Here is a 25,504-nt window from a genome sequence, read left to right on the forward strand (position 1 = left end):
GTATCATTGCCTCGTTCCCGCGATGCCTAAAAAATAAACACTATGAATAAAAGACATTTCTCTCTACTATGGTATATTCCAACTGCATTATTGATATGCATTTTATCCTGCTGTTTAAAACAAAAACCAGATGATCCGCCGCCGCCGGAGGAAAACAAGCCAACGGCCACGTATAACTGGCCGGCAATTGCCGATTCGGCCGAACGGTCGCTCAATTATTTCTGGTCTGCATCGGGTAAATATTATTTTACATCCAACGCCAGTTCCGATTGGGGGCAATACTGGCCCAATGCGCATGGCCTTGATGTGTTGGTAGATGCCTACCTGCGCAATCCTTCCGCATCCTTGAAATCCCAAATGCTCGACCTGATCGGCGGCGTAAAGGCAAAGAACGGCAACACCATGATCAATTATTATTACGACGATATGGAGTGGATGGCCCTGGCCTGTTTACGCGCTTATAACGCAACCGGGGAAATGAAATTTAAAGAGGCGACGGACCTGTTATGGAATGACATTAAAAATGGATGGAGCAGCGACCTGGGTGGCGGTGTCTGGTGGCGAAAAGACAATTCTTCGAAAAATACGCCCTCCAACATGCCGGCTGCGATCCTGGCCGCCCGGTTGTATAAAAAATTCAATAAGGCCGAAGACCTGCAATGGGCGCAAAAGATCTACGATTGGCAGAAACAGGTTTTGTATGAGGCTTCCAGCGGGTGGGTGTATGATAACATCGACAAGACCGGTGCCAAAAACACCACCTGGAAATTTACTTATAACCAGGGTACTTTTTTAGGAGCAGCGCTTGAATTGTTTCTGATCACCGGTAACAACAATTACCTGAACGATGCCTATAAGGTTACAGACTATACACTGAACAGCGGTTTTTTGACAAACAACGGCGTGCTTAAAGATGAAGGTGGCGGTGATGGCGGTTTGTTCAAAGGGATCTTTATCCGTTATTTCACCCGTTTGATCATTGATGGCAGTATCGATGCAACGAAGAAAACAGCGTATCTGAATTTTATTACCGGCAATGCCACTACATGTTGGAGCAAAGGGACCAATAAGAACCTGGTGTTGTTTGGCAGTGCGTGGGATAAAGTGCCGGGCAATACCACTGATTTGACCATACAGTTGAGTGGCATCATGTTATTTGAAGCGATGGCGGAGCTGAAAAAAATGAATTTGGTGGAGTGATACCTGCGGGTTGAACAGATCTGTTTCAAATCGTATTCACAGATTGGTGTTGTTTGCGATAGCTGTTGGGTGTTGAACCGGTTACTTTCCTGAATATTTTCGAGAAGTGCGGCAGACTATCGAAGCCGGTTTCCGAAGCAATTTCACTATAAGGCATATTAGTGGTGGTAATAAGATACTGTGCCCTTTCGATCCTTTTTTCATGGATGTAATGAAGCGGCCGTACACCTGTATATTTTAAAAACTCGCGTGAAAAATAATCCGGGTGCTGGTTGACTCTTTTTGCAAGCTGCGCCACAGTCAGGGGCTGTTTCAAATGCATTTGAATATAACTCATTACATCCAGCATCTTCGATGGTATGGGTTGCGATTGTGGTAACGGTGATGGAGACGCTGGTAAGAACCTCGAAAGAAGTTGCAAAAGGATACCCTGTGTTTCCATATAAAAAGCATCGCTTTGACGGTTATTCAGTTCCTGGTATTCCTTGTAATAAACATTCTTTTCATATACTTTAGGGTTATCGGACCGGTTGATGCCCCTGCCAGGATTTATATGCAGGAGCCTTTTGAAATTCGCTATGTCGAGCTCCGAAGCTTTCAATTTCACCAGCGTTCTGTTATTTTGGAAAAGCGAAATGCCATCGGGCGACTCTTCAAAAAACTGGATGAAATATTGGCTCAGATAAGAAGGGCATTGCATGTTGAAGATGGTAAAGCTGGGAATAAGATAAATATAGCCTGGCTCTAATTTCAGTTTCTGGTGCGCACCTGATATGAAGCCTTCCCCTTCATCAATATAATACAGCCGGTAATAGGGGCTTATTACATGTTTGTAGTTCCATTTCTGATCCAGGCGAACATGATCTACGTTCAATAAAGAAAATGAATGCCTTAATAGTCTTCTATTCATATAAAGCAATAGGCATGTAAAATACAAAGAATTGGTCGGATTTGTATAAAAACAACCCCTGCGGTATTGCCGGGGTTCACTATTAAAAATCGTTAAACACCTTTCGTGAAATGAAATGACCAGATCGTTTAACGGTAAACACTTTTTATATAATGAAGAAATGGATTGAATGTAAGAACAGGGCTCAACGTTTTAGGTGTAAGGAAAGATGCGTACAGAAAAAATGCCCATGAAAATTCACTTTAATCACTTTGTTTTACTTCTTTTCATAAGTACAAAACCATGAAGATACTCACAGGCATTAGAAAATATTTCTTTATGCGTATCGCTCATAGTGTAGGAGGTTCCAGCCTCTATTACATATACGCCAAAGTGAAGCGACTTCTCCCAGCCATCAGAAACCGCCGCTATGGTCTTTTTAGATTTTATTGTATTCACTTTCAGTTCATGCATCATTTTTAGGATTTCGGTGCGGTCGGGATCTGTCATCGCAAACACGCCTGTTTGGGGAACGCTGATCCCAGGTTGTATTGTATAAATACACGAATCGTAGGAAAATTTAAATTTAGTTGTGCTAAAGGAATAAGTAATGGTAAAATCTTTTGTCCAGGTTTTTGGCAATTCAAACTCGTTCATAGGTACATTATTAATGTTAAGGTGATTTAAAACGATGAACAGGTAGGGTACAAGAAAACTGATCATAACTTGTTGTTTTTTATTGTAATACCATTATGATGCAGCCATTGGCTAAAATGCATAAACGTGCTCCGATAAGTGCTTAATATTTTAGCTGGTTTTTATTTTTTTTATCAATTTAGCACCGTGTTTATGACCCGGTAAAACAACTAAGATACGTGTCTTCAATTATACATCGCACCTTATTACACGATAAAATATTTCAATTCCTCATTTTTTAGACTGGTTATAGTTTTTTTTACTGCAAAAGTGAAATCGAATGGTTGTGATGACTATTTTTTAAAATTTTGTATCCTAATAAGATTGCAAAAGCCATATGAATAAGTCTGCCGTATTAACCAAAGGTGAATAGACGCACATGATCTGTATGCCGGGAATATCAAAGGAAAAAAATAGACGAATTTCTCAATGATATGATCCAGGAAAGCAAACTGGAAACAGTATTCGCTGAAGCGTAAATGTAATATGATTATTTTTAATGTTATCTTCTTGTTACTTCCTTATCAACAAAGCATTAACTCTGTGGCATGATAATTGCCAAATGCAGCAGCGAATTAACTTTGTGCTGTAAACGAAAAAACAAGATTGTTTGCCTTCCATAGTAACAATAAACGTTAATATATGAGCAAGACAAACATCCGCATCAACCAATTAATCAGCGGCCTTTTATTAGTAGCTGCAATCACCTGCACTTCATTTGTATATGCAACGCCAGGTCATGATGGCGATAAAACAAAAGCAGCACAAATGGAAGTTAGCATGGCGGGTTCTACCGATGTGGAAATACTGGTTGAAGTAAAAGTTTCCAATGCAGAAGCAAAAAGACTGATACTGGTTATTGAAAACGAACGTGGCGATGAGCTGTTCAGAAAGGAAATTGATAAAGCAGGATTCCATTCAAGATTAAGATTTCCCAAAGACAATTATATCAGTGAGTATACGATTAAATTGAAAGCCGGAAACAAACCGGTGGAGCAATATAAGATAGCCACAACATCGAGGATGGTGGAAGATATTACGATATCGAAATTGTAATAACATTTGGAAGCCTATAAAAGAAAAAAGACCGTCATCATCGCACGGTCTTTTTTCTTTTATGTCATTATCCCCTTCCCTTTATTTATTTTTCTGATCTTTTACTACTGCAAGAATGTCCTTAGACTTGCTTTTCTTTTCCTCAAGTGGGGTCAGCATAGTTTCTATTTCCTTTCCTAACTCCTGTTCCAGTTCTTCAATGGTTGGCATTTCGGCTTTTATTTGTTAGGCATTAATTCATATTCGGCTACACCCAAAGGCGTTTGAATTCCCTGATCTGATTGCCGACATAAGCAAATCCTTTTCCCAGTTCAAGCAAAAATCTTTGGATATGTTTCGTTAAAGCCCTTTCAAGATCATGCTCATGTATTGGGGTTTCAATATCGGGGAAGTCAAAGATGTATGGATTTTTCATTGTTACAGTTGCAACTCTGCCTGATTTTCTGATAGTTTTGAATCGAAATTGGTGATAGCCTTCCCCTGCCGGTTATACAGACATGTGTCGATATTTACTTTAAGCATATTTTTGGTCCAACCATTTCTAATAACCTCTTTTGGGTAAAAAATACGCTCTTCCATCGTTTTTGCTTTATCAAGAAGTATAGTGTGGTGGGTCCAAGGTATCTGGGAAAACAGCAACTGTTTATTGGCATTGGTTTGATTATCATCACTTTGTAATTCCGCAACCGTCGGTTGCGGAATTGAAGGGCCATCCCCGGCGGTACCGTCGGGGTTCACGATTAATGATAGCTTTTTTTGAACGGTGAAATGACTTGGATAGAGTAGGGGGGAAAGGAAGATGTGGTGCAGTCGTGTTTTCGTTTGTTAATTGCAATTGCCTATTGCCTTATTGCGCCATGATTGCGCCATCGTCTTATTAATTTGTTAGTTTTAAGCAAATTAAATTGAGTCACATGCGCCATGGAATCATTTGTTGTCAGGCCGTCATTAAACCTTACCGCTTTTTTTCAGTCCATAGCAGGCGATAGTGAGCATGGTAAGAGGCCATGGATAATTCGCTTAACCTGAATGCTATGAAACTGTATGTTTTACTTTCTACACTGATTGTTATTGCATCATGCCAAAAAAGCAATGACCCCCCTCCTGTAAACGATAAGCCTCAACGACTTACCATTGAAGGCAAGAATATTAAAACACCAGATGGTAACGTCATTGAATTGCGCGGGGTAAACTGGGGATGGTGGGAGACCGCTCAACCCCAGGATGCAACAGAAGCGGTAGCAATGGGCGCCCGCGTTGTTCGTATGCCATTTCGGTGGTATTTTGGTGGCGACGGCAGTAATATCCGCCAAACCGATGCGCCGGGCCATATTAAACCGGAAGGATTGCAATTGCTGGACCAATACATCAACTGGTGTACAGAGCAGAAAATATGGGTGCTTTTGTTTGCCGGTTCCGACCAGGGCGCAGGCGATTCAACAGAAAACTATTGGACCAATGCATCCTTGAAAAAAGAGTTTATTGAAACATGGGAATTTTTGGTGCAACGGTATAAGAACAAGCCATACATAGCAGCATATGAATTGTTATCGGAACCACATCCCAAAAAGCCGGTAACAAATCAACAGGTAGTTTCCTTTTATGAAGATGTAATATCGGCCATTCGTAAACACGATACACTCACTCCTTTGATGATTGGTCCCAACGACCATTACGATATCAACCTGTTGGAAGAATCCATCACCACCAAAGACAAAAAGATCATCTACACGTTCAATTACTACCTGCCTACCGATTACATTAAACCCGATAAAAGAGAGCAGGCAGGACTGCCGATAGTTTCGTATCCGGGTTCCTATAACGATTTTAATGGCAATGCTGTAAATCTTAATAAAGACTATTTAACGCAGATCCTTCAGCCGGCTGTGCAGTTCAGGAATAAGTATAACGTTCCCGTATTTGTAAACCAGATGGGTGCCCGAAGCCGTTGTCCTAATAACGTAAGTTATCTCACCGATGTATGTGATATCTTTTACCAATACCAGATCCCGTTTACCTACTGGACTTACCGTACAAATAGTGATCAATCAGAATACGGCATCTATTGGTTTAATAAAACAACCAATCAATACGTGTTCAAACCCGAACCGGCGGCAGTGCTCAGTGCAGCGTTTAAAAGAAAATGAGCAATGGAGCTTAATTAAATGAATCCCGGAATTGCAGGGGCGAAAGATTGGTTTTGCTTTTGAACAACTTGCTAAATGACTGTGAATGCTCAAAGCCCAGTTCATACGCAATTTCACTGACTGTTAAATTGGTGGTCGACAATTTTTCTTTTGCCTTTTCAATAAGCTTATTGTGAATGTGCTGCTGGGTGCTTTGTCCGGTCAATACTTTTAATAAACTGCTTAAATAATTGGGCGATACGTTTAATGCGCTGGCTATGTATTGTACAGTTGGTAATCCCTTTTTTGCCAGCGTATCGCTATTGAAACAGTTTGCAAGAATCGCTTCGAGGCGATGGAGAATTTTATGATTGCTGATTTTGCGGGTAATGAATTGACGTTGATAAAATCTTACAGAATAGGTGAGCAGTAATTCAAGCTGTGCAATGATGATGTTCTGACTGAACTTGCCGATATTCGAACGATATTCCTGCTCGATGTTTTTAATAATGCCTGTAACTGTTACTTCTTCTTTTTCTGAAACAAACAAGGCTTCATTTACCGTGTAATCAAAATATTCGAATTGTTTTATTGTTTTCGCTAAAGGCGTATTCCATAAAAAAATGGCTTACTGATGTTTCCTAACGAACCTGTAACGACTATTTTCATGATTGCTGTTTTTTTTGATATTGCAAAGTTTGCAACTATCAGAAAACAGTTGTAGCCTGATCTACTGTTGTTGTAGTCGAAAAGGGGATTTTTGTTAAATGGCAGTAAACAACAACCGCCAGGTTTCAACTCGCCCTCGTCCACGTCGTCGTTCTTCCGAACGCCGAGATGCCCACGTAGCCGCGGATCTCCAGTTTATCTCCTTTCAGTTTCATGTTGGAGCTGTATGTTTTTCCGCTTTTAGGGTCATAGATCTCACCGTCATCCCACTTGCCGTCATCGTATGTAAACTCGGTTAGAATAACGAGGTTGAGGATGGGCCGGCTTCTTAAAGCTTCCGAACTGTTTTTCTTGTCTTTTTTAGGTGTTTTTCCATCAGCTTCATTGGGTTCTTTCAACCAAACGATCTTACCGTAGTATTTGCCGCCGGCTTTGTAGATCTGCACTTTCGCATCTTTTTCTGCGTTGAGCCAGTTGCCCACTACGGCATCGGCATTTTGAGAAAATGCCGGCTTCATACCGGCCAGTAAAATAAAAAGCAGGATTTTTACTATTTTCATCATGGTATATTCGAATTTTTGAATGTTTCCTTTTACAAAAGCCTTTTTCTTAAAAAGAAATTGAATGAATTACTATCCCCTGATCTGGCTTCTTTTTGCTGCAATTTTAATAATAACTTTTTTTAAAATTGATAAAAAAAGGAATAAAAAAAACAGTTTCACATTTGTTGCCTTTCTGATAATGGTTGCCTCACTGGCCTTTTTACCCAGACAAATATTTGGAAGATGGAACTCAATTTCGGAGTTGGATGGTAAAGTGATTTCAGAGATACGCCTGCAACCTTCCGAACCAGACTGGAAGGTTAATTTAGTGGGCAGGGATTTTATTATTACTGATAAAAAGCAAATCGACACCATTACGCAGCTATTAAGAAAGGTAGAAGTGTATTCACCCAGCCATCCCCCAAGAATTTGGGAAACAAATATGGTTTTTATAACAACCTCCAAAGACACATTTAAAATAGAAGTTTTTAAAAGTAATGAATATAATGGTACTGTTATTAATGCTTTAAGCAGATGGAGAAAAGATGAGATCGGGAGTTTCCTGGAAAAAGTAACGAAGTACCGTCAGCCGGTATATAGCGATACTACAACCATGAAATTTGAGTGATCAATAGAGGGTTGAAGCCCGGCTCCTTAATGTCAAAGCATTATACGGCTCCCACGATTTTTTCACTCTCTTTAAAGGCATTCTAATATTGTAAATTAGGCAAAACTGGGCGTATCATCCCGGGTAAGACCGGGGTGGCCTATTTTTATACTCCGAGTATTCTAAGTCGAAGGATCGAAGAGCATGCGGGTTTAAAGCATTGCGCGGGCCATGCTCTGAACGAAGTCGAAGGGGTGAAGTGCACTATATCGGATTAATTGTTAAATTGCCATTTAATACAAAAAATTACCCCTTAACGATGAAGAAGGTTATATCTACCTGGCTTGCCTTGAGTATAGTGTATTTTGTACAGGCGCAGCAAAGCAAAAGCAACCCATCTGGTAAATGTAATGCGGTTAAAGAGCCTTACAGTGCTTATCTTTTTGTATACTTTACCGGTAACAGCAAAAGCGATGAGGCCATTCGTTTTGCCATTAGCAATGATGGTTATCATTATCGGGCGCTGAACAGCAATAAGGCTGTTATTTCTTCAGAAACGATCAGTTCAACAGGAGGCGTTCGTGACCCGCATATTATCCGGGGCGCCGATGGCAAAACTTTTTATATGGTAGTTACCGATATGGTTTCTGCCCTGGGCTGGAATTCGAACCGGGCCATGGTGTTATTGAAGTCGACTGATCTTATTAACTGGACTTCCAGCGTCATAAACATTCAAAAGCGTTACCCGGGTAACGACAGTTTGTTGCGCGTTTGGGCGCCGCAAACCATTTACGATGCAAAAGCCGGTAAATACATGATCTATTTTTCCATGAAGCATGGCAATGACCCCGACAAGATCTACTATGCGTACGCCAATAAGGAGTTTACCGATTTTGAAGGCGAGCCTAAACAACTCTTCTTTCATCCGCAGAATGTAAGCTGTATCGATGGCGATATCATGTATGCCTTAGGCAAATATCACCTCTTCTTCAAAACAGAAGGCGCAGGCAATGGTATTAAGCAAGCTGTTTCTGACAATTTAACGGAAGGCTATGTAATGGAAGATAAATACCTGCAGGGAACAACTGATCCGGTGGAAGGCGCAGGAACATTTAAATTGAACAACGCGAATGAGTGGATCCTGATGTATGACGTGTACACAAAAGGAAAATACCAGTTCACTAAAACAAAAGACCTGCAGCAGTTTACGGTGATAGATAAGGACATGACCATGAACTTTCATCCCCGCCATGGCACGGTGATGTCCATCACCCGGCAGGAAGCGGAAAGACTGGTAAAGCAATGGTTGCCTTTCGATGATGTTATCACCAATGTAACTTCAAAACAGGTTAAACCCATCAACGTTGTTTTTGATACCGCAAAAAAAACAGTGACGATCCCTGTAATGCCGGGAACAAACCTAAATAATTTTAATCCCGGTATAGTTACGTATCCCGGTGTATCGGTCACCGCTAAAACAAGCAATTTCACCAACGGTCCGGTTAAGTATACCGTTTCAATTGCGGGTAAAGGATCACAGCAATATTCAGTAATTGCCAAAGAATATCATAATGCTGCTTTAGTTGGTTATTACGCTGATCCGGATATCATCTATGCAGAAAAAACCGGGAAATTTTATATCTATCCTACCAGTGATGGATTTAACGGCTGGTCAGGAACTTATTTTAAATGTTTTTCATCGGGCGACCTGGTGAACTGGAAAGACGAAGGCGTGATCCTTGATCTAAACAAAGATGTAAGCTGGGCAAAGCGGAATGCGTGGGCGCCCTGTATTGTTGAAAAGAAGATCAATGGACAGTACAAATATTTTTATTATTTCACGGCTGCTCAAAAGATAGGTGTGGCGGTAAGCGATAATCCCACAGGGCCATTTGTTGATTCAGGCAAACCATTGATCGCCGACAAACCGGAAGAAGTAAAAGGCGGACAGGTAATTGATCCGGATGTATTTACCGATCCGAAAACCGGTAAGTCGTATTTGTATTGGGGAAATGGGTTTATGGCCGGTGCAGAATTAAGTGAGGATATGACTTCCATTAAACAGGAGACGGTAACTATTTTAAAACCCGACAGGACTTTCAGGGAAGGAACGCATGTATTTTACCGTAATGACACGTATTATTTTACCTGGTCAGAGAATGATACCCGCGACCCCGATTACCGCGTGCGTTATGGAACAACTGATGGTCCCTTAGGAAAGATCAATATACCGGAAAATAATATAGTGATTGCCAAGGATACTGCATTGGAAATTTATGGTACAGGCCATCATACAACCATTCAGATCCCGGGAAAAGATGAGTGGTACATTGTGTATCACCGCTTCAATTACCCGAAGGGTATTACCATGGGAGAAGCTGCAGGCTATAATCGCGAAGTGTGCATCGACAAACTGGAATTCAATGCAGATGGCAGTATCAAGCCAGCAAAGCCAACCCATACAGGTATTAAACCGGTTGTTTTAAAAAGGAAATAATGCGCTAATATACCTTGGAAAAAAGCAGCATCGCAAATGCAGCAGGCGACAGTTCGTATATCATTTCTCCCGTGCCTCAACCCACCCGGCTTGAGTTAACAATACTTCGAAGCTGGATAGGAGAGGGGAATAAGTTGTAACGAGGATCAGATTAATGAATGATATACGTTTAAAACACTGGCTGCAAATTTTTGTCTGGTAAATTGAAGTATTTGCTGCTGTGCCTTGTTGATACAATGCTGGCGAATGGTATCGTTATACGCCGCGTTTATCAAAGCATCACATAAACCTTCTACGTCATTGGGTTCAAAATACAGTGCTGCATCACCGCCTACTTCGGGCAGGCTGGAACTATTTGTTGTTATTACCGGTATGTGGCTGTGTAAGGCTTCCAGAACAGGAATGCCAAACCCTTCATACATACTTGGATAGATAAATGCTTTGGCGCCCTGATAAATAGCGGGAAAGTGACGCCCGGTTTGATAGTCGGGTGAATTTTTGCTGGTTTCCATTTCCGATAAAAAGATCACCTGGTGTAAGAGATTGTGTTGAGCAAGCCATTGCTGCACTTTCTTTTTGTATTGTTTGCCTTCCCCAATTACCACCAATGGGATCTCGCACTTGTTTTTTAATGCATGCAACGCTTTGCATACAGTCAGCAGGTTTTTTCTTTCAATAATAGACCCTACATACAAAAAATAGGTTTCCGGAAGGTGGTATTGCTTTTTTATTTGCGATATCATAACCGGTGATAGCGGTTGCCCGTACGCTACATCACAACTCTGATAACAAACATGGACCTTTTCAGGATGTACCTTATAGATATTAATGATATCCGTTTTTGTATGCTCACTGGTAGCGATGATGGCATCGGCTTGCTGGCAGGCATTTCTAAATTTCTTTTTATATACCCATACTTCACCCTTGTCGTATTGATGGGGAAACATTTCGAAGATCAGATCGTGGATCGTGACAACTGAACGGATACCTGTTTTGTTTATCCCGGCAGGTAATTCATTGCTTAAGCCATGGTATAGGGGAATATTGTATTTTTTCAGATCGCGGGTCATCCACAAGCTTCTCCATAGCGATGGAAATTTTTTAGCCGGCTGCCATTCGGGTGTTATTACTCTCAGGTTTGGCGAACCTTCTGTTTTTAATAAAGGAGTACGTTTGGGCGTGAATAACAAACATTGATGTTGGGGGAAGTATTCATTCAGGGAAGTTAACAGGGTACGGCTATAGTTACCTAATCCTGTTTTGTTTTGAAAGGCTCTTTTGGCATCGAATCCTATGATCATAAGTAAAGTTTTATTTAGATGGATCGGTTATAGAAAAAGAACGGTCATGCCGATAGGCATAGCTATCAGCAACTTGCTTTCATGTTTAACATATTTATGGCAAAAGGCTTCCATTACGCAACCAGAAGTATGTTCTACTTCGGTTGCGTTCATACACGGTAACCGTAATCTTTATAAGAAAACTGCTGGTGAACTCACCTTATCGTAAAATCAGTTTATGTGAGATCTGGGTTGCCCAGAATAATCCCAATGCGTTCCCGCTGATATTACCAGGGGGTGATGACGGCGCCGGTCTGTAGGCATTGCCGTCATCTTCCAATTGCCTGCCCAGTGCCTTGAAAAAATTGTATGCTTCTTTGGTTAAAGATGATAGTCTTACCTGAACCGGATCATTATATATTATATAAGGGTAGTTGTTGCTATATGGATCATGGCCATTAACCATCATTTGTACAGCCATACCGTTTATGTACGGCGGTAAAAGCGCATCATCCACAACATAGAACGGATATACGCCAGAAGGAATAAAACGGTTGAATGAATTATCATAAGGATAATCCGTTATCGGATTGTACATGAGTAGGTAATAGTTCTTTTCGTTTTGCGGTTCTTTAAACCACACAAAAGGTAAAAGACCTTTGTCGCCTTTTGCATTGATGGTGGCTTCCTTTAAGGCAGCAGAATCTATCTCCGGAGCATTAGGCATGTAAGCGGATGCGTGAAATTCTTCATTGCCTGTACGAACCAACAGGTGATAGGTATGCCCCGGCCGGCCGGTTATTTTTGTAGTTTCATAATAGCCCCTGTCTCCCCTGTATTTATCAGAATAATAGGGTGGCAGGCGCTCTTTTATTGAATCCACTTTCCCGTTTTTATAAAAGTAAAAATAGCGGTACCTGTTATAGCTATTGGCGGGAATTAGTGTGTCGGTTATGCCCGAATCGTCAGAAATCGTCACCAGCGCTCCCGTTACTGCTTCCGCGCTGTCGTTATAGGGGCCGCCGCCCAGTCCAAGCGAATTGGTTGATTTCGTTATCCGGACGTAGTAAGGCCCTGTTAAATTACTTATCCGTCCTTCTATAACAAATAAGGGTTGGGTTTTATCAAGCTCGATATTAAACTCTTTGGTACAACCTGCTGTAAGCAGGAGCAACATAATACCAGTAAGAGAATAGCATCTCGTGTGCATATAGGATTGTGTCAAAATGTAAAATTGTAAGTGATTGTTGGTAATATGCCTGTCAGGTAAACCTGGTAAGCCTTCGCATCATTAGCAACGATTTCGCTTATGTAAAGGGCGAATATATTTTTCCGGTTGTATGCATTGTATACGCTGATATTCCATTCACCCTGCCATTTTCTTTTCTTTTTAAACTTTTCGTGCCATGTTAAACTGATGTCGAGCCGGTGATTGGCGGGGAGGGTATACCCATTCCTTTTTCCATAATAAAAAAAGCGAACCCCATTGTAAATGTATGTGCCAACAGGGATCGTAGTACGCCCGCCGCTTCGATATACCCAACTGGCAGCAATATGTAATCTTTTAGTGACCGGGCGGTTATACACCAGCGACAGGTTATGCCGGTGATCGTAAGTGGGCGGATACCATTCGTTGTTATTTATGCCATTTATGCGGCGGAATGATTTTGACCAGGTATAGCTGATCCATCCGGTTGACTGCCCTTTATTTTTTTTAGCGAGCAATTCAATACCATAGCCTTTGCCTTCGCCGGTTAATACCTGTGTTTCCATGTGGGCGTTCATAAACACATCTGCATTGTCTTTGAAGTCAATGATGTTGTATGATTTTCTGTAATACCCTTCTATGCTTGCTTCATAAAGGTCGTTCCGGAATGTTTTATATACTCCTGTAGCAAACTGATTGGCATATTGTGGTTTAAAGTAGCTGTCGGCTGATATCCACATATCTGTTGGCAGCCCTACCGATGAGTTGGTTAACAGATGCTGAAACTGGTAGTTGCGGCCATAAGAAATTTTCACAGAAGTGTTATTGCCGAGCAACATACTGCTAGTGATCCTGGGTTCTGCAGCGAAATACGATTGTACTATTTTCCCTTTCGGATAGTAAGTGCTGTCAATGGGTGCTGACATACCCTCATTGTACCGGTATACCACCGCATCGCCTAGTGCTGCAAAGCCGGTTGCGCGAATCCCATACGAAATATGGATGCGGCTGCTTATTTTTTGTTCATTACTTACATACACAAACAGCCGGGCCGACCGCCGGTTATTTAATGAAACCTTTTTTGACGCCGCACTGTCATTATTGGGAACTACCTTTCCCGGTAATACATCCTGCACGGCAATACCTACGCCGGCTTGCAGGTGGTTATTGGAATTGATCATCCAGTCAAAGTAAGTTTTCGCGGTCATTTCCTGGATATGCCCATGCCAGGTAAAATCTCTTGACTCCCTGAATGAAGCATTTGAGTAATTGTAACGGCTGTAGTGCAGGGAAGTATTGACAAATAAACGGTTATTAAAAGCATGATTCCATTGTGTTGAAAAGGTGATGTTGCCCCATTTCATAAGGTTCGTTTTGTCGATCAAATGCATGAAAAATTTATCATGTCCCAAATAAGCCGATATGGAAAGCCGGTCTTTATTACCTAATTGGGTAGTGAACCTGGCATTCAGATCATAAAATGCCACCTTGCTATCCTTGGAACTGATCTTGATCAGATTCGATATATGAGATAAATTCAATAAGAGTCCAATATTGCTGTATCTTCCTGAAAGCAGAAAAGAGGATCTTTCTTTTTTGACTGGTCCTTCCCAGGTTAACCGGCTGGCGAGCAGGCCGATACCTCCGGTAACTTTTTGTGCTACACTGTTACCTTCTTTCATGCGAATATCCACAACCGAAGATAGCCGTCCACCGTACTGGGCAGGAAAAATGCCCTTATAAATAGAAACATCTTTTAATGCATCGGTATTGAAAGCAGAAAAGAAACCAAGTGTGTGAGTAGGGTTATATACCGCCGCTTCATCCAGGAGCATGAGGTTTTGATCATACGATCCGCCGCGTACCGATAAATTGGTAGTGCCTTCGGCGGAAGTCTGGATGCCCGGTAAAAGCTGTAAACTTTTTAAAACATCCGGTTCGCCGCCTGCCATTGCCATATTTTTGATACTGTTAATAGATAACCGGTGATGGCCGGTTGTTACTTTCCTGATACTTTTTTTTGTTGTTACAGAAGCTACGGTAACGGATTGCAATAGGGCACATCCTGTAGTGGCTTCTTCTATATTGTTCCGCGAGGATTCCTGATTAATTATTGTTACCCGGTGAATCAATGGCTTTTTGATTGTTGTTACGAGAATGTAATTCCCCACCTGCTCATATTGTAGTGATGTATTAGCCAGCAGATCGGTCAGTATATTACTTACCGGAACTCGTTGCTTTTTATACCAGATGCCGTTCACCTGGGCAATATCAGCGGTTTTGAAATTGAATTTAAAAGGAGTGATACGTTGTATGGTAGCCAATGCTTCATCAAGTGTCGCATTTTTTAAGTCGATGTTTATTATCGTTTTAGTCAAATCCTGCGCATATGGTTTCTGGTTAAGAAACAATACAGTTACTATGAATACCAGTACGGGTATCATTCGTTTTATTAGAAATTGTTTATACATTTCGTGGTACCATTAATTAGAAGGATGAACAGCCAATTAGGACTATCGGGACTTAAAATATTTTTTATTTTTTCCAAAGAAAAAGGACAGGGCTCAACCATACTCTGGTAAACTTTTCCTGAATACCACCTGCAACAAGCTGAGATAATTTTTTTTCATTATGTGGTGTTGCTTCGTTGATAGCCCACGAAGTTGATTAAACGTTTTTAATCAAAATTAAATTCATTTACCATCTTTAAAGCAATTGTTGATGATTTGTAGAAAAAACGCAGAGAGAGAAGAAAGTAAAAAACAGGAGTTAATCCATTGCCGGAAGAAAGACATGAAATTGGGCGCCCTGGTTCGGTTGTGCTTCTGCGGTTACATAACCGAAGTGATTGATGGCTACTTTTTTTACAATGGAAAGCCCGATACCGGTGCCGGTTGAATCGGTTTTTGGTTTCAGCCGTTTAAAGACATCAAAGATTTTATCTGCCTGATCTTGTTCAAAGCCAATTCCGTTGTCGGCAAAAGTGATCCGGTAATGCGGTCGGTTTTTGGCAGGAAGTTCAGCAGGTAAATGACTATTGAAAAGTAAAGTGGTTGTGATGGTAATTGCCGGTGGTATACCAGGCTTTGCAAATTTGATGGCGTTCGACAGTAAATTCAAAAAGAGTTGGTGCAGTTGAAACCTGAACCCTTTAATAAAAGGGAGGTTGGGGGCAACTATTTTTGCATGGGTTTCATTAATAGTGATTTCAAGATCATTTATAACCGCATCGAGAATATCAGTAAGTGCTATTGTTTCCTGTTCTGTATCCTCATTCGATATGCGGGAATACAACAATACCGATTCCATCAGCGCTTGCATATGCTCTGCCGAAGAAAGTATCTTCTGTGTATATAAACGCAATTCTTCCGGTGATTTATCCGGTTCCAACTGGCGGCCGGCAAATATCCTGATCTTTCTGATAGGTTCTTTCAGATCATGGCTCACTACATATGCAAACGCGGAGAGTTCTGCATTCAGGTTCTCTAATTCATGATTTTTAGATTCCAGTTCAAAGGCACTATTAAGCAGATGATCTTCATATTTTTTTCGTTCAGTGAGGTCGCGGGTAACTTTTGAAAATCCTATGATGGATCCCTTTTCATCATGCAGCGCTGTTATAACAACACTTGCCCAGAAGGTGCTTCCATCCTTTCTTTGTCGCCATCCTTCATTAGCGGCTTTGCCATATTCTTCAGCGGCTTTTAACAGTTTTTCGGGTAACTCGTTTTTAATGTCTTCGGATGTGTAGAATTGTCTGAAGTTTTTTCCAATGATCTCATCAGCGGTATACCCTTTGATCTTTTCCGCACCTTTATTCCAGGATTGTATTGTTCCATTGGTATCGAGCAGAAAGATAGCATAGTCTTCCACTTCCGAGATCATCTTTCCAAACTTCTCTTCCGCCAAACGGGTATAGTCTGGTTGAATATTGCCAAGCTGCAATTTATCTGCTGGAGGTCTTTCGCTCATTAGTAAGGAAAAGTTGAATGATTGTTCGATAAAAAATCATGCCAGCCGTTTGCTCTTTCGTTTGCGTAAAGTATCCTGCATACACCGCTATGCCACTAAAAGGTTGTGCGTTTTTGACGCTTCTATCGTTTTGAGAGTGTCTATCAGCCCGTCTTTAGAAGAAACAATTATTTTTTCCAGGAAATCTTTCAGTTTAATAAAGCTGGGCGGTTTTTCAAGATAACATACCGCGCCTGCTTTTATTGCTTTATTTCCGTCAAGCACCATGGCCGAAGTTGAGTACATCACAACAGGAATTGTTCGCAGGCGATCATCCTGTTGAATTTTTTTCAAACTTTCCCATCCATCCAGTTCAGGCATATTGATATCCAGGAAAATGATCTCCGGCTCTACATTAGCAGTAAATAGTTGGTTTATAAGTTCTTTACCATTAGGCGCCGTGTGAAATTCAATGTGATTGTCGATATTTCGCAGGGCCTCCTCAAAGAGTTCTTTATCATCCTGATCGTCGTCGGCCAAAAAAAAATTTCGAATCAAAGTTTCCTGTTATGGTTTAGTATATGATTAGATATGTCACAAGGTAACAAAATCAATAGTACCGACGCGCAGATCAGCAAAACAGTTGCTTTAATGCTTGATGCATTTATTTGCGGCCTACAGAAGAAGATGGCGAACCCTGTTGATTAAAATATTTTATAGTTAAACACCAAATAATTACTTTTGCAACAATATTGCAAATTGTTTGACTGCCATCAGAACATATAAATATTTTATCGGTGCTGTTTTACTGGCCTTGTATACGTTTGTAGCAACGCCTGTACAGCTTTGGCATCACCATAAGATTGTTCATGCGGCCAGGCAAACTAATCACCCTGGCAGCAACCATGATCTACTTACGCAGGGGAACGAATCGGCGCAGGATGCAAATTGTTCGGTTTGTTCGCACAAGTATGCTGCTTATAACGATCATTCAATAGCTGCATTTGAAAAAACCATTCAAGTTACAGGAACAAAGAATGGATACTATCAACTTCCTGCTGTAGCAGCGCCTTCATTTCCCTTGCCCAATAAGGGACCACCTTCCATCTCCTGATATCTATTTACAATTATGACGGCTCTGCGTGTCGCTGAAGGCACAAGTAGAAGGGCCGGTATATGAAGCGTTGAGCGAGCCTGTCCTGAGCATAGCTGAAGGAATGAAACGCGCTCGATTAAACGCATTGATTCCACTTTAATTATATCAACATGTTTGTACTACAAGCTAAGCAGCTTGGCAAGCAGTACAATGGTACGGCTGCGCTGCGCAACCTCAATTTTTCAATTGGAAAAGGGGAGATCTTTTGTTTGCTGGGTCAAAACGGGGCCGGTAAAACAACCACCATTAATTTGTTCCTTGGATTTACAGCAGCCAACAGCGGTAAAGCTGTCATTAACGGCGTGGAAGTAAAACCCAATGATGCCGCCACTAAAAAGTTTATAGCCTATATCCCCGAAGTTGTTCAGTTATACGGCAACTTAACAGGTGTTGAGAACCTGGACTTCTTCAGCCGGTTGGCCGGGTTTAAATATTCCCGCGATATGCTGGCCGACTTTTTAAAACGAGCGAGCCTGCAATGGGATGCTTTTGAAAAACCACTTTCTACTTACTCAAAAGGCATGCGGCAAAAAGTGGGTATTGCCATCGCATTGGCAAAAAACGCTGATGTGATCCTGATGGATGAACCTACCAGTGGCCTTGATCCAAAAGCTACGGCAGAGTTTACAAAGATCTGTAAAACATTAGCCGCTGAAGGAAAAACCATTTTCATGGCAACGCACGACATTTTTAATGCGGTAAATGTGGGAACTAGGATCGGAATCATGAAGGCGGGAACATTGGTGCACACGATAGCTACCAATAAGATCTCAGCCACCGAATTACAGCAACTATACCTGGAGACCATTTAAACAAAGCTCATAAATACTAAAAACATAATAGATCCGTATGGAACAAAAGCTACTGCTATTTTTTTTAATACTGGTATCAGGATTTACCTATGGCCAGAACAGTATTATAGACAGTACAAAAGAAAAAATAACGCAACTACAAACGGTAGAAGTGATTGGCCGAAATGCCCAGAAATACAATAGTGATTATTCTTTTTCTGCTACCAGAACAGCCATTCTCAACAAAGAGTTGCCGCAATCTATCGGAACTGTTACCAAAGAGTTGATCACCGACAGGCAGGCTTTTCAACTGGCGGATGCTGTAAAGATCATTCCGGGTGTTATACCATCCAGTTTTTATAATCAGTATACGATCAGGGGCATCAGCCAGAATGAAGAGGGCCAGATCATTAACGGCATGCGTACGCGACAATATTATTTTTTACAGCCCATTACCATTAACATTGACAGGGTAGAAGTGATCAAAGGACCGGCCAGCGCCACTTTTGCCAGCGTTGATCCCGGCGGTAGTATTAACCTCGTTACAAAAAAACCATTGACCATCGACCGCAAAGAGATAAGCCTGAGTGCCGGCAGCTTTGGTACGGTTCGGGGCACACTGGATTTTACAGGTCCCTTGAACAAAGAGAAAACATTGTTATACCGGTTAAACGGCGCTTACCAGGAAGCAAAGAGTTACCGCGACCTTGTAAAAAATAATTCATTGCTCATCTCGCCGTCTTTTTCTTATGTACCCAATAATAAAACAGCGGTGAATGTAGAAATGATCCTGAGCAATATGGTGGGCAACCTCGACCGCGGACAACCTATTTTTGGCGCTGAGGCGGGTGTTACCGACTTACACAGTACACCCATTAGTTTGAACCTGGCTGCGCCCAATGATTTTTTCAGGTCGAAGGAGTTTGTGGTAATGAGCAGCCTATCCCATAAATTTTCCGATGCCATTAGTTTTAATGCGGTGTATATGAAGCAAACCTGGCAGGAAGATCTGCAGGAGCACAGGACTACGAATGCCTTCGCCATGGATATCAATAACCAGCCGGTAAATACATTGGCCGGTATGCAGTTTGTGCAGCGTAAGCAACACTGGAATATTGATAACATAAACAGTTACTTCAATTTTGTTTTTAATACGGGACACCTTTATCACCAGTTGTTGTTGGGGTATGATCTGCATAGCTGGGAAAAGCTAAAAGGCGGCGGGCAAAACGCGGCGCGGGGTTTCTTATTAAAAGATGGTACGGTTGCCAGCTCCTTTGTTTTGGCGAACGCTGCCAATTATCAAACAATCACTTACAAAGGCAATACATTACCGAAGCCCAATGTAAACCATTTTGACCTGGAAAACCCTGCTTATACCATTCGTAACCTGAACGATTACATAATGAATGCAAGAACGGCGCTTCCTTCCGCCTTAACTACTACCAATGCTGTATATGTTCAGGAGCAATTGAAGTGGCGCCGGTTTACCTTGCTGGTTAGCATAAGACAGGAATGGTTTAAAGACGTTACCAACCATAAAGCGCCGAACGAATTATCGTTCACCAACAGCAAATGGTTGCCCCGTGCCGGCCTTACATATGCGGTGACTAAGAACATAAATGTGTATGGCACCTACCTGGAAGGTTTTCAACCCCAAAGCAATACGGTTACGTTGATGCCTAATACGAGTGGCTTTTTATGGACAGCCAAATCCGCAGCCCAATTCAAACCACTCATCAGTGATCTGAAAGAAGGGGGCGTAAAAGCAACCTTGTTGAAAGGAAAACTGCAAGTGAATGCAGCCGTGTATGAGATCAACCAGAAAAATTTATTGTTGAACGCCAATGTTCCAGCGTTCCCTGATTCATTAACTACCCGTGGCGCGGAAAGAAGTAAAGGCATTGAGATTGATGTAGCAGGCTACCTGATGCCTGGCTGGCAGATCAATGCCTCGTATAGTTATATTGATGCGGTAATAATAGAAGACAACAATCCAGAATTAAAGAATGCCAGAAAACAAAACACGCCTTATAACAGCGCCAACCTGTGGACCCGCTACAATTTTCCGCAGGGTTCAAAGCTCAAAGACCTTGGAATTGGCATAGGCGGTCAATATAATGGCGATCGGCTTCCCTGGTTTAGCCGGGATTTCAAAACGCCAGCCTATACCATTATGGATATGGCTTTGTATTACACGCCAGGTAAAAGCAATATGCAATTGGCAATTAATGTAAACAACGTGTTTAATACTACTTACTGGATCGGCGCACAAACTTACCTGCGGCTTTTTCCAGGTGCGCCGCGCAACGGGATGTTAACAGCCACATATCGTTTTTAATTATAAAAAGTTTTGAATGAACAATGTACAATTGATAGCAAGGCATTTTGTAAAAACTGTATTCAGGAGTAATGTGTTTATACCGGTTTTTACAGTTTGGCTGGCATTGATCATCTATGCTGCAGTTACCGGCTACACAACGTATATCAGGGAAAATAAAGTAAGGGCAGCATACCAAAAGAAGGCAAGAGAAAGTTGGGAAGCCAACCCGGATAAGCATCCGCACCGCATGGCGCATTTTGGTTCATTTGCGTTCAGGATGAAACACCCGCTAAGCATGTTCGAAAGCGGCATGGAAAGTTATACCGGCAATGCCGTTTACCTGGAAGCGCACAAACAGAATACAGTAAATTTTAGTGAAGCCGGTTTTAGTACAGGGTTGCTGCGATTCGGTGAGATCAGTGTGGCCATGCTGTTACAGCTTGTATTACCGCTTATCCTGTTTTTCCTGGGTTTTGGCGCCGTAGCGCAACATCGGGAAAATGGCACACTGAAAATTCTGTTAAGCCAGGGCGCCGGCTTTCGGGCAATTGTTTGGGGAAATAGCATCGGGCTGTTTTCCATCGGCATTATTTTCTTATTGCCGGTGCTGGTAAGTATGTTGTTGGTAGTGGCTATACAAAACCAGGCGATACCCAATGCCGGTTTATTGATACGATCGGTTGTCATTGCAGGTAGTGCGCTTATTTTTCTCTGGATAGTAAGCGTGGTGGCTATATGTGTATCAACTGCGGGTAAGACCAGCGCGGCAGCATTGTTACAATTGTTAGGCATTTGGTTGATCTGGGCTATTGTATTGCCCAAGACCTTACAGGCTATTGGTAGCTATTTACATCCTGCACCGGCTAAAATACAATTTGAAACGGCGGTAGAAGCAGACCTGCTGAAATTGGGCGATAGTCACAACCCTGATGACGAACATTATAAAAAATTGAAAGACTCCGTGCTTCGGGCAAACAAAGTAGATTCAGTACAACAGCTTTCGTTTAACTATAGTGGTTTTCAAATGCAGGAAGGGGAGCGGATGAGCGCCCGGTTATACAACGAGCATTTGCAACGATTGTATGATATCTATGACAAACAGAACAATGTAAGTTATAATGCCGCATTCATAGACCCCTTTATCAGCTTCAAAAACATAGCGATGGCCTTTAGCGGAACTGATTTTACCGCCTACCGGCATTTTCAGCAGCAGGCAGAAAGTTATCGGTATAACCTGGCTCAAACCATGAACAGCCTGCAAATGAAATATATCAGTAACAAAAAGTTGGGTAGCAATGACAAACCTTATAGTATTGAACGAAGCCACTGGACAACGTTTCCTGATTTCAGGTATCAATACCAGGATCTCAGGGCGATCGCAAAGCAGCAATGCATAGCGCTCCTGTCGTTGTTGTCGTGGTTGTTATCGTCGTTGTGCTGCATCTATTATACATCCGGAAAAGCAAAAGCTATATAACTTATGTACATATTGTTGTTCAGGAATTTTATCCGTAGCAGATCTGTATTGGTGGCATTGATGCTGTTTTTTACGGTAGGCATTATCAGTATTATTATTGGCCGGCAGTTTTTGTTAAAACAGGAAGCTGCCATTGAATCGGTTACCCGATTTCAGCAGGCGCATATTGAACGTAATACGCAGTTTATAAAAAATGATTTTGGCTTGTTGATGTATTATTTAAAGTTCGCCTACATCAATAAACCTGCTCCTATAGCGGCGTTGGCAATTGGTCAGCGCGATGTAAATGCGGCTATACAATCATTTACTATCCGTGGGCTGGAAGCGCAGCGGTATGATACCGATCTGTATAACCCCTACAACCTGATGACCGGCAATTTTGATCTGAGTTTTGTTATTGTTTTTTTGTTGCCGCTGTTGATCATTGCGTTTAATTTCAATTTGCTTTCGCAGGAAAAGGAAAGCGGAACATGGCCGTTAGTAAATGTGCAGGCAAACCAGCCGCTGGGTTTCATTCTGCAAAAGCTGAGTATTCGTTTTGTTGTCGTATTGTCGCTTTTGCTCTCCCTGCTGTTGCTGGCAAAATTTATTATCGGCATTCCGGTTGACAACGCTTTTGCTGCTTATTCCATTATCGCCATACTGTATTGTATTGTTTGGTTTGGGATCAGCTTTTTAATTATAGCCATGCAAAAAAATACAAGTATGAATGCCTTGTTGTTATTGAGCGCATGGGCGGTTTTTTGTTTGTTGATCCCCGGCCTGGTAAATAATTACATCACGGCTAAATATGCAGTGCCCGAAGCTTATAGCACCTTGCTGAAACAACGGGATGGTTATCACACTAAATGGGATAAAAATAAAGACAGCACCATGCAGGCTTTTTTCAGTCATTACCCTGAATACAGGAAGTATGTATGGACCAAGCCTGCATTCAACTATCTGTGGTTTTATGCCATGCAACAATTGGGCGATGATGAAGCACGAGAAGATAGCAAAGCCATGCAACAAAAATTAGTGAAGCGAATGCTGGTAAGCACCAGGGCCAGTTTGTTTTTCCCGGTTATGCATACCCAGTTACAATTTAGTAATATTGCCAGTGCCGGTTTGCAGCAGCAGTTACAATACCTGGATGGTACGGTGTATTTTCATGAACGGCTGCGTCATTACTTCTATCCGAAGGTATTTGGTGATAGTGCAGTGGCCAATGAGAAATGGAAAATGCATGTCCCTGAATATTTTACTGCAGATGTGCGCATACGATGGCTTCCGCTTACGCTGCCTTTGTTTATTGCATCGTTGATCCTATACGGAGCAGGTGTGTTTGTTTTTAAAAGGAATGATCTTTTTAAATAAGCTCCAAAATGGCGTCTATCATTTTCTCGTAGCCTTCCAGCGAAAGTGGTTTTTCCAGTACTGATCTGGCGCCCAATTGTATACTGCGTTGCTTTAAATAATCATCGGTATAAGTAGAATAAACAAATACGGGGATGTTTTCATAATGGCTATGGTTTTTTAAAATAGCCAGGGTTTGCAGCCCGTTGCATTTCGGCATGTTTTGATCAAGGATAATGAGATCGGGAAAATTGCCATTCTTCGCTTTTTCCAGGAATTCAAAAACTTCTTCTCCATTTTCTACTGGTGGAAGTAATAACACGTCATGCCGGTGTTCCAGAAATTCGAAAAAGAACCCGCGATCATCGGGGTCATCCTCTGCGAGCAATATTTTTTTTGGTATTTTATGAGGACTGACCATTTGCAATTTGTTTTAGCGGTAATATGATCATAAACTGCGTGCCAACCCCAACGGCGCTTTTTACCTGGATAAGCCCATGGTGTTTTTCAATAATTTTTTTAGTAATGGCTAACCCTATGCCAGTACCTTCAAATGAATCTTTTGGATGAAGTCGTTGAAAAAGCGAAAACACAATGGTCGCATATTTCTCATCAAATCCTATTCCATTGTCTGAAATGGTGAGCAGGCAGAATGGGCCGGTTTCCTGTTCACTGCTGGTGAAGCTTTTATCGGCCAACCATTTAGATCTGATTTCTATAACCGGCGGCATGTCATTTTTAGAAAATTTTAATGCATTTGAAATAAGATTTTGAAATACCTGCCGTATTTGGCCGCGATTGACTTCCAGCACAGGCAGGCCATAGTTAAGGACCTTTGCTTTTTTATCTGCGATCAACAATTCAAAATCTTCCAGTAGTTCTTTCAATACCAAATTCAGGTCAGTCGGCAAGAACTCACTGTCGTCGGCGGAAAGCCTGGAATAGTTCAGGATTTCGATGATCAGCGATTTCATGCGGTCGGCCGAACCAATGATCTTTTCCAGATAGGCGATTTCATCATTGGTGAGGTTATCTGCTGATTTTATTCTCAGGAGATTGGAAAATATTTGAATTTTCCGTAATGGCTCCTGCAGATCATGCGATGCCACCGATGCAAACTGCTGCAAATCGTGATTGCTGTCTTCCAGTGTATGGTTTAAGTGCTCCAGTTGCCGGTTGTTTTCTTCCAGTTTTCGTTGCGTTGCTTTTTGAAGGGTCAGGTCGGTGATGATAATGCTTAAGGAAGTGCCTTCTGCAAGTTCAAGGGCGGTTAGCGATAACTGTACCGGGGTGCGGTGATGTTTATAAAAAATATCTACTTCTCCTTTGGCATCTCCCTTCCAGGATAACTTAAAAAGTTTCCGGTAAAATGGGCGGTCGTTCTCGGCAATGAATTGTTCAAATGGAAGACCAATGATGGTCGACAATGGTAAACCGATCATGTCGCTAAAGCGGGAGTTGGCATACAGGATAATACCATTCGGACTGAGCGTAAGGGCGCCTTCGGTCATTTTTTCAATAAATACGCGGTAAGCATGATCGGCCGTTTTCAGCGTATATAATTCATGGATGGAACCATTTTGTACTACCAGGGCGTCTACCTGGCCGGTACGAATAGCCTCAATAATTTCCCTGGCCTCGTAAAGCTGGCGGCGGGTTTCTTCTAGTTCCCGCATCAGGTTATGAGTAAGTTGTGCATTGC

General features: G+C 41.8%; 23 protein-coding genes and 1 pseudogene. 10 read left to right on the forward strand and 14 right to left on the reverse strand.

Annotated features, from left to right (window positions below; translation table 11 throughout):
• The first annotated feature begins 42 nt into the window (after positions 1 to 42).
• Positions 43 to 1,200 carry a glycoside hydrolase family 76 protein gene (locus FAM09_RS10225; RefSeq protein ID WP_136576989.1) on the forward strand — a complete coding sequence of 386 codons (1,158 nt, stop codon included), beginning with the start codon at positions 43 to 45 and terminating at the stop codon, positions 1,198 to 1,200.
• 25 nt (positions 1,201 to 1,225) lie between these two features.
• Here the strand turns inward: FAM09_RS10225 and FAM09_RS10230 are convergent, their stop codons facing one another.
• The gene (locus FAM09_RS10230) at positions 1,226 to 2,110 is read right to left on the reverse strand and encodes a helix-turn-helix domain-containing protein (RefSeq protein ID WP_136576990.1); all 885 of its coding nucleotides are present in this window, start codon (positions 2,108 to 2,110) and stop codon (positions 1,226 to 1,228) included.
• A 246-nt stretch (positions 2,111 to 2,356) separates the two neighbouring features.
• Positions 2,357 to 2,812: a hypothetical protein gene (locus FAM09_RS10235; RefSeq protein WP_136576991.1), complete on the reverse strand. Its 456-nt coding sequence runs from the start codon at positions 2,810 to 2,812 to the stop codon at positions 2,357 to 2,359.
• A gap of 615 nt (positions 2,813 to 3,427) precedes the next feature.
• Between FAM09_RS10235 and FAM09_RS10240 the strand changes: the two genes are divergently transcribed.
• Positions 3,428 to 3,841, forward strand: a complete 414-nt coding sequence (locus tag FAM09_RS10240; RefSeq protein WP_136576992.1) for a hypothetical protein — start codon at positions 3,428 to 3,430, stop codon at positions 3,839 to 3,841.
• 81 nt (positions 3,842 to 3,922) lie between these two features.
• On the opposite strand, the gene FAM09_RS31405 is transcribed toward FAM09_RS10240, so the two are convergent.
• From FAM09_RS31405 to FAM09_RS10250, 3 genes are read right to left on the reverse strand one after another with little or no spacing between them, the layout of a single operon-like run.
• On the reverse strand, positions 3,923 to 4,051 hold the full coding sequence (locus FAM09_RS31405) for a hypothetical protein (protein WP_262711653.1): 129 nt from the start codon (positions 4,049 to 4,051) through the stop codon (positions 3,923 to 3,925).
• A gap of 37 nt (positions 4,052 to 4,088) precedes the next feature.
• Entirely contained in the window at positions 4,089 to 4,256 is a 168-nt protein-coding gene (locus FAM09_RS31535; RefSeq protein WP_166437083.1) for a PDDEXK nuclease domain-containing protein, read from the reverse strand.
• 2 nt (positions 4,257 to 4,258) lie between these two features.
• Complete coding sequence (locus tag FAM09_RS10250) at positions 4,259 to 4,579, reverse strand: DUF1016 N-terminal domain-containing protein (RefSeq protein ID WP_166437084.1); 321 nt, start codon at positions 4,577 to 4,579, stop codon at positions 4,259 to 4,261.
• Between the two features lie 296 nt (positions 4,580 to 4,875).
• On the opposite strand from FAM09_RS10250, the gene FAM09_RS10255 reads away from it, so the two are divergent.
• Positions 4,876 to 5,988 (forward strand): glycoside hydrolase family 5 protein, encoded by a 1,113-nt coding sequence (locus FAM09_RS10255; RefSeq protein WP_166437085.1) that lies wholly within the window; start codon positions 4,876 to 4,878, stop codon positions 5,986 to 5,988.
• A gap of 10 nt (positions 5,989 to 5,998) precedes the next feature.
• Here the strand turns inward: FAM09_RS10255 and FAM09_RS10260 are convergent.
• Positions 5,999 to 6,589 (reverse strand): annotated as a pseudogene (locus FAM09_RS10260) (helix-turn-helix domain-containing protein); the annotation flags it as partial.
• Positions 6,590 to 6,761: 172 nt separating this feature from the next.
• Positions 6,762 to 7,199, reverse strand: coding sequence for a DUF2147 domain-containing protein (locus FAM09_RS10265; RefSeq protein WP_208025532.1), 438 nt, complete (start codon positions 7,197 to 7,199; stop codon positions 6,762 to 6,764).
• A gap of 61 nt (positions 7,200 to 7,260) precedes the next feature.
• Here FAM09_RS10265 and FAM09_RS10270 point away from each other — a divergent pair, with 61 nt between their 5' ends.
• On the forward strand, positions 7,261 to 7,806 hold the full coding sequence (locus FAM09_RS10270; protein WP_136576996.1) for a hypothetical protein: 546 nt from the start codon (positions 7,261 to 7,263) through the stop codon (positions 7,804 to 7,806).
• A gap of 298 nt (positions 7,807 to 8,104) precedes the next feature.
• Positions 8,105 to 10,282: a family 43 glycosylhydrolase gene (locus tag FAM09_RS10275; RefSeq protein WP_136576997.1), complete on the forward strand. Its 2,178-nt coding sequence runs from the start codon at positions 8,105 to 8,107 to the stop codon at positions 10,280 to 10,282.
• Positions 10,283 to 10,428: 146 nt separating this feature from the next.
• Here the strand turns inward: FAM09_RS10275 and FAM09_RS10280 are convergent, their stop codons facing one another.
• The 5 genes from FAM09_RS10280 to FAM09_RS10300 form a co-directional block, all read right to left on the reverse strand.
• Positions 10,429 to 11,583, reverse strand: a complete 1,155-nt coding sequence (locus FAM09_RS10280; protein ID WP_136576998.1) for a glycosyltransferase family 4 protein — start codon at positions 11,581 to 11,583, stop codon at positions 10,429 to 10,431.
• Positions 11,584 to 11,782: 199 nt separating this feature from the next.
• On the reverse strand, positions 11,783 to 12,772 hold the full coding sequence (locus FAM09_RS10285; protein ID WP_136576999.1) for a DUF4249 domain-containing protein: 990 nt from the start codon (positions 12,770 to 12,772) through the stop codon (positions 11,783 to 11,785).
• Positions 12,773 to 12,783: 11 nt separating this feature from the next.
• On the reverse strand, positions 12,784 to 15,147 hold the full coding sequence (locus FAM09_RS10290) for a TonB-dependent receptor plug domain-containing protein (RefSeq protein ID WP_166437086.1): 2,364 nt from the start codon (positions 15,145 to 15,147) through the stop codon (positions 12,784 to 12,786).
• 391 nt (positions 15,148 to 15,538) lie between these two features.
• Entirely contained in the window at positions 15,539 to 16,741 is a 1,203-nt protein-coding gene (locus FAM09_RS10295) for a sensor histidine kinase (RefSeq protein WP_136577001.1), read from the reverse strand.
• Positions 16,742 to 16,828: 87 nt separating this feature from the next.
• Complete coding sequence (locus FAM09_RS10300; protein ID WP_136577002.1) at positions 16,829 to 17,278, reverse strand: response regulator; 450 nt, start codon at positions 17,276 to 17,278, stop codon at positions 16,829 to 16,831.
• 205 nt (positions 17,279 to 17,483) lie between these two features.
• On the opposite strand from FAM09_RS10300, the gene FAM09_RS10305 reads away from it, so the two are divergent.
• From FAM09_RS10305 to FAM09_RS10325, 5 genes are all read left to right on the forward strand, one after another.
• A complete protein-coding gene (locus FAM09_RS10305; protein WP_136577003.1) occupies positions 17,484 to 17,834 on the forward strand; it encodes a hypothetical protein in 351 nt (116 codons plus the stop codon).
• Positions 17,835 to 17,986: 152 nt separating this feature from the next.
• Positions 17,987 to 18,688, forward strand: coding sequence for an ABC transporter ATP-binding protein (locus tag FAM09_RS10310; RefSeq protein ID WP_136577004.1), 702 nt, complete (start codon positions 17,987 to 17,989; stop codon positions 18,686 to 18,688).
• A 37-nt stretch (positions 18,689 to 18,725) separates the two neighbouring features.
• Entirely contained in the window at positions 18,726 to 21,008 is a 2,283-nt protein-coding gene (locus FAM09_RS10315; RefSeq protein ID WP_136577005.1) for a TonB-dependent siderophore receptor, read from the forward strand.
• Between the two features lie 16 nt (positions 21,009 to 21,024).
• Positions 21,025 to 22,467, forward strand: coding sequence for an ABC transporter permease (locus FAM09_RS10320; RefSeq protein ID WP_136577006.1), 1,443 nt, complete (start codon positions 21,025 to 21,027; stop codon positions 22,465 to 22,467).
• Between the two features lie 3 nt (positions 22,468 to 22,470).
• Positions 22,471 to 23,823, forward strand: a complete 1,353-nt coding sequence (locus FAM09_RS10325; RefSeq protein ID WP_136577007.1) for a DUF3526 domain-containing protein — start codon at positions 22,471 to 22,473, stop codon at positions 23,821 to 23,823.
• Here FAM09_RS10325 and FAM09_RS10330 read toward each other — a convergent pair.
• Complete coding sequence (locus FAM09_RS10330) at positions 23,816 to 24,223, reverse strand: response regulator (protein WP_136577008.1); 408 nt, start codon at positions 24,221 to 24,223, stop codon at positions 23,816 to 23,818. The genes FAM09_RS10325 and FAM09_RS10330 overlap by 8 nt on opposite strands.
• Positions 24,207 to 25,478, reverse strand: a complete 1,272-nt coding sequence (locus FAM09_RS10335; protein ID WP_243751645.1) for a sensor histidine kinase — start codon at positions 25,476 to 25,478, stop codon at positions 24,207 to 24,209. The genes FAM09_RS10330 and FAM09_RS10335 overlap by 17 nt, the downstream gene beginning before the upstream one ends.
• Positions 25,479 to 25,504: the final 26 nt, after the last annotated feature.

Origin of the sequence: Niastella caeni, from assembly GCF_004834005.1 — a bacterium.
GTDB lineage: Bacteria > Bacteroidota > Bacteroidia > Chitinophagales > Chitinophagaceae > Niastella > Niastella caeni.

Bases quoted from the DNA above. Each gene is read 5' to 3' on its own strand.
- FAM09_RS10225 (WP_136576989.1), top strand. From the start codon at position 43: ATGAATAAAAGACATTTCTCTCTACTATGGTATATTCCAACTGCATTA.
- FAM09_RS10230 (WP_136576990.1), bottom strand. From the start codon at position 2,110: ATGAATAGAAGACTATTAAGGCATTCATTTTCTTTATTGAACGTAGAT.
- FAM09_RS10235 (WP_136576991.1), bottom strand. From the start codon at position 2,812: ATGATCAGTTTTCTTGTACCCTACCTGTTCATCGTTTTAAATCACCTT.
- FAM09_RS10240 (WP_136576992.1), top strand. From the start codon at position 3,428: ATGAGCAAGACAAACATCCGCATCAACCAATTAATCAGCGGCCTTTTA.
- FAM09_RS31405 (WP_262711653.1), bottom strand. From the start codon at position 4,051: ATGCCAACCATTGAAGAACTGGAACAGGAGTTAGGAAAGGAAATAGAA.
- FAM09_RS31535 (WP_166437083.1), bottom strand. From the start codon at position 4,256: ATGAAAAATCCATACATCTTTGACTTCCCCGATATTGAAACCCCAATA.
- FAM09_RS10255 (WP_166437085.1), top strand. From the start codon at position 4,876: ATGAAACTGTATGTTTTACTTTCTACACTGATTGTTATTGCATCATGC.
- FAM09_RS10265 (WP_208025532.1), bottom strand. From the start codon at position 7,199: ATGATGAAAATAGTAAAAATCCTGCTTTTTATTTTACTGGCCGGTATG.
- FAM09_RS10270 (WP_136576996.1), top strand. From the start codon at position 7,261: ATGAATTACTATCCCCTGATCTGGCTTCTTTTTGCTGCAATTTTAATA.
- FAM09_RS10275 (WP_136576997.1), top strand. From the start codon at position 8,105: ATGAAGAAGGTTATATCTACCTGGCTTGCCTTGAGTATAGTGTATTTT.
- FAM09_RS10280 (WP_136576998.1), bottom strand. From the start codon at position 11,583: ATGATCATAGGATTCGATGCCAAAAGAGCCTTTCAAAACAAAACAGGA.
- FAM09_RS10285 (WP_136576999.1), bottom strand. From the start codon at position 12,772: ATGCACACGAGATGCTATTCTCTTACTGGTATTATGTTGCTCCTGCTT.
- FAM09_RS10295 (WP_136577001.1), bottom strand. From the start codon at position 16,741: ATGAGCGAAAGACCTCCAGCAGATAAATTGCAGCTTGGCAATATTCAA.
- FAM09_RS10310 (WP_136577004.1), top strand. From the start codon at position 17,987: ATGTTTGTACTACAAGCTAAGCAGCTTGGCAAGCAGTACAATGGTACG.
- FAM09_RS10315 (WP_136577005.1), top strand. From the start codon at position 18,726: ATGGAACAAAAGCTACTGCTATTTTTTTTAATACTGGTATCAGGATTT.
- FAM09_RS10320 (WP_136577006.1), top strand. From the start codon at position 21,025: ATGAACAATGTACAATTGATAGCAAGGCATTTTGTAAAAACTGTATTC.
- FAM09_RS10325 (WP_136577007.1), top strand. From the start codon at position 22,471: ATGTACATATTGTTGTTCAGGAATTTTATCCGTAGCAGATCTGTATTG.
- FAM09_RS10330 (WP_136577008.1), bottom strand. From the start codon at position 24,223: ATGGTCAGTCCTCATAAAATACCAAAAAAAATATTGCTCGCAGAGGAT.
- FAM09_RS10335 (WP_243751645.1), bottom strand. From the start codon at position 25,478: ATGCGGGAACTAGAAGAAACCCGCCGCCAGCTTTACGAGGCCAGGGAA.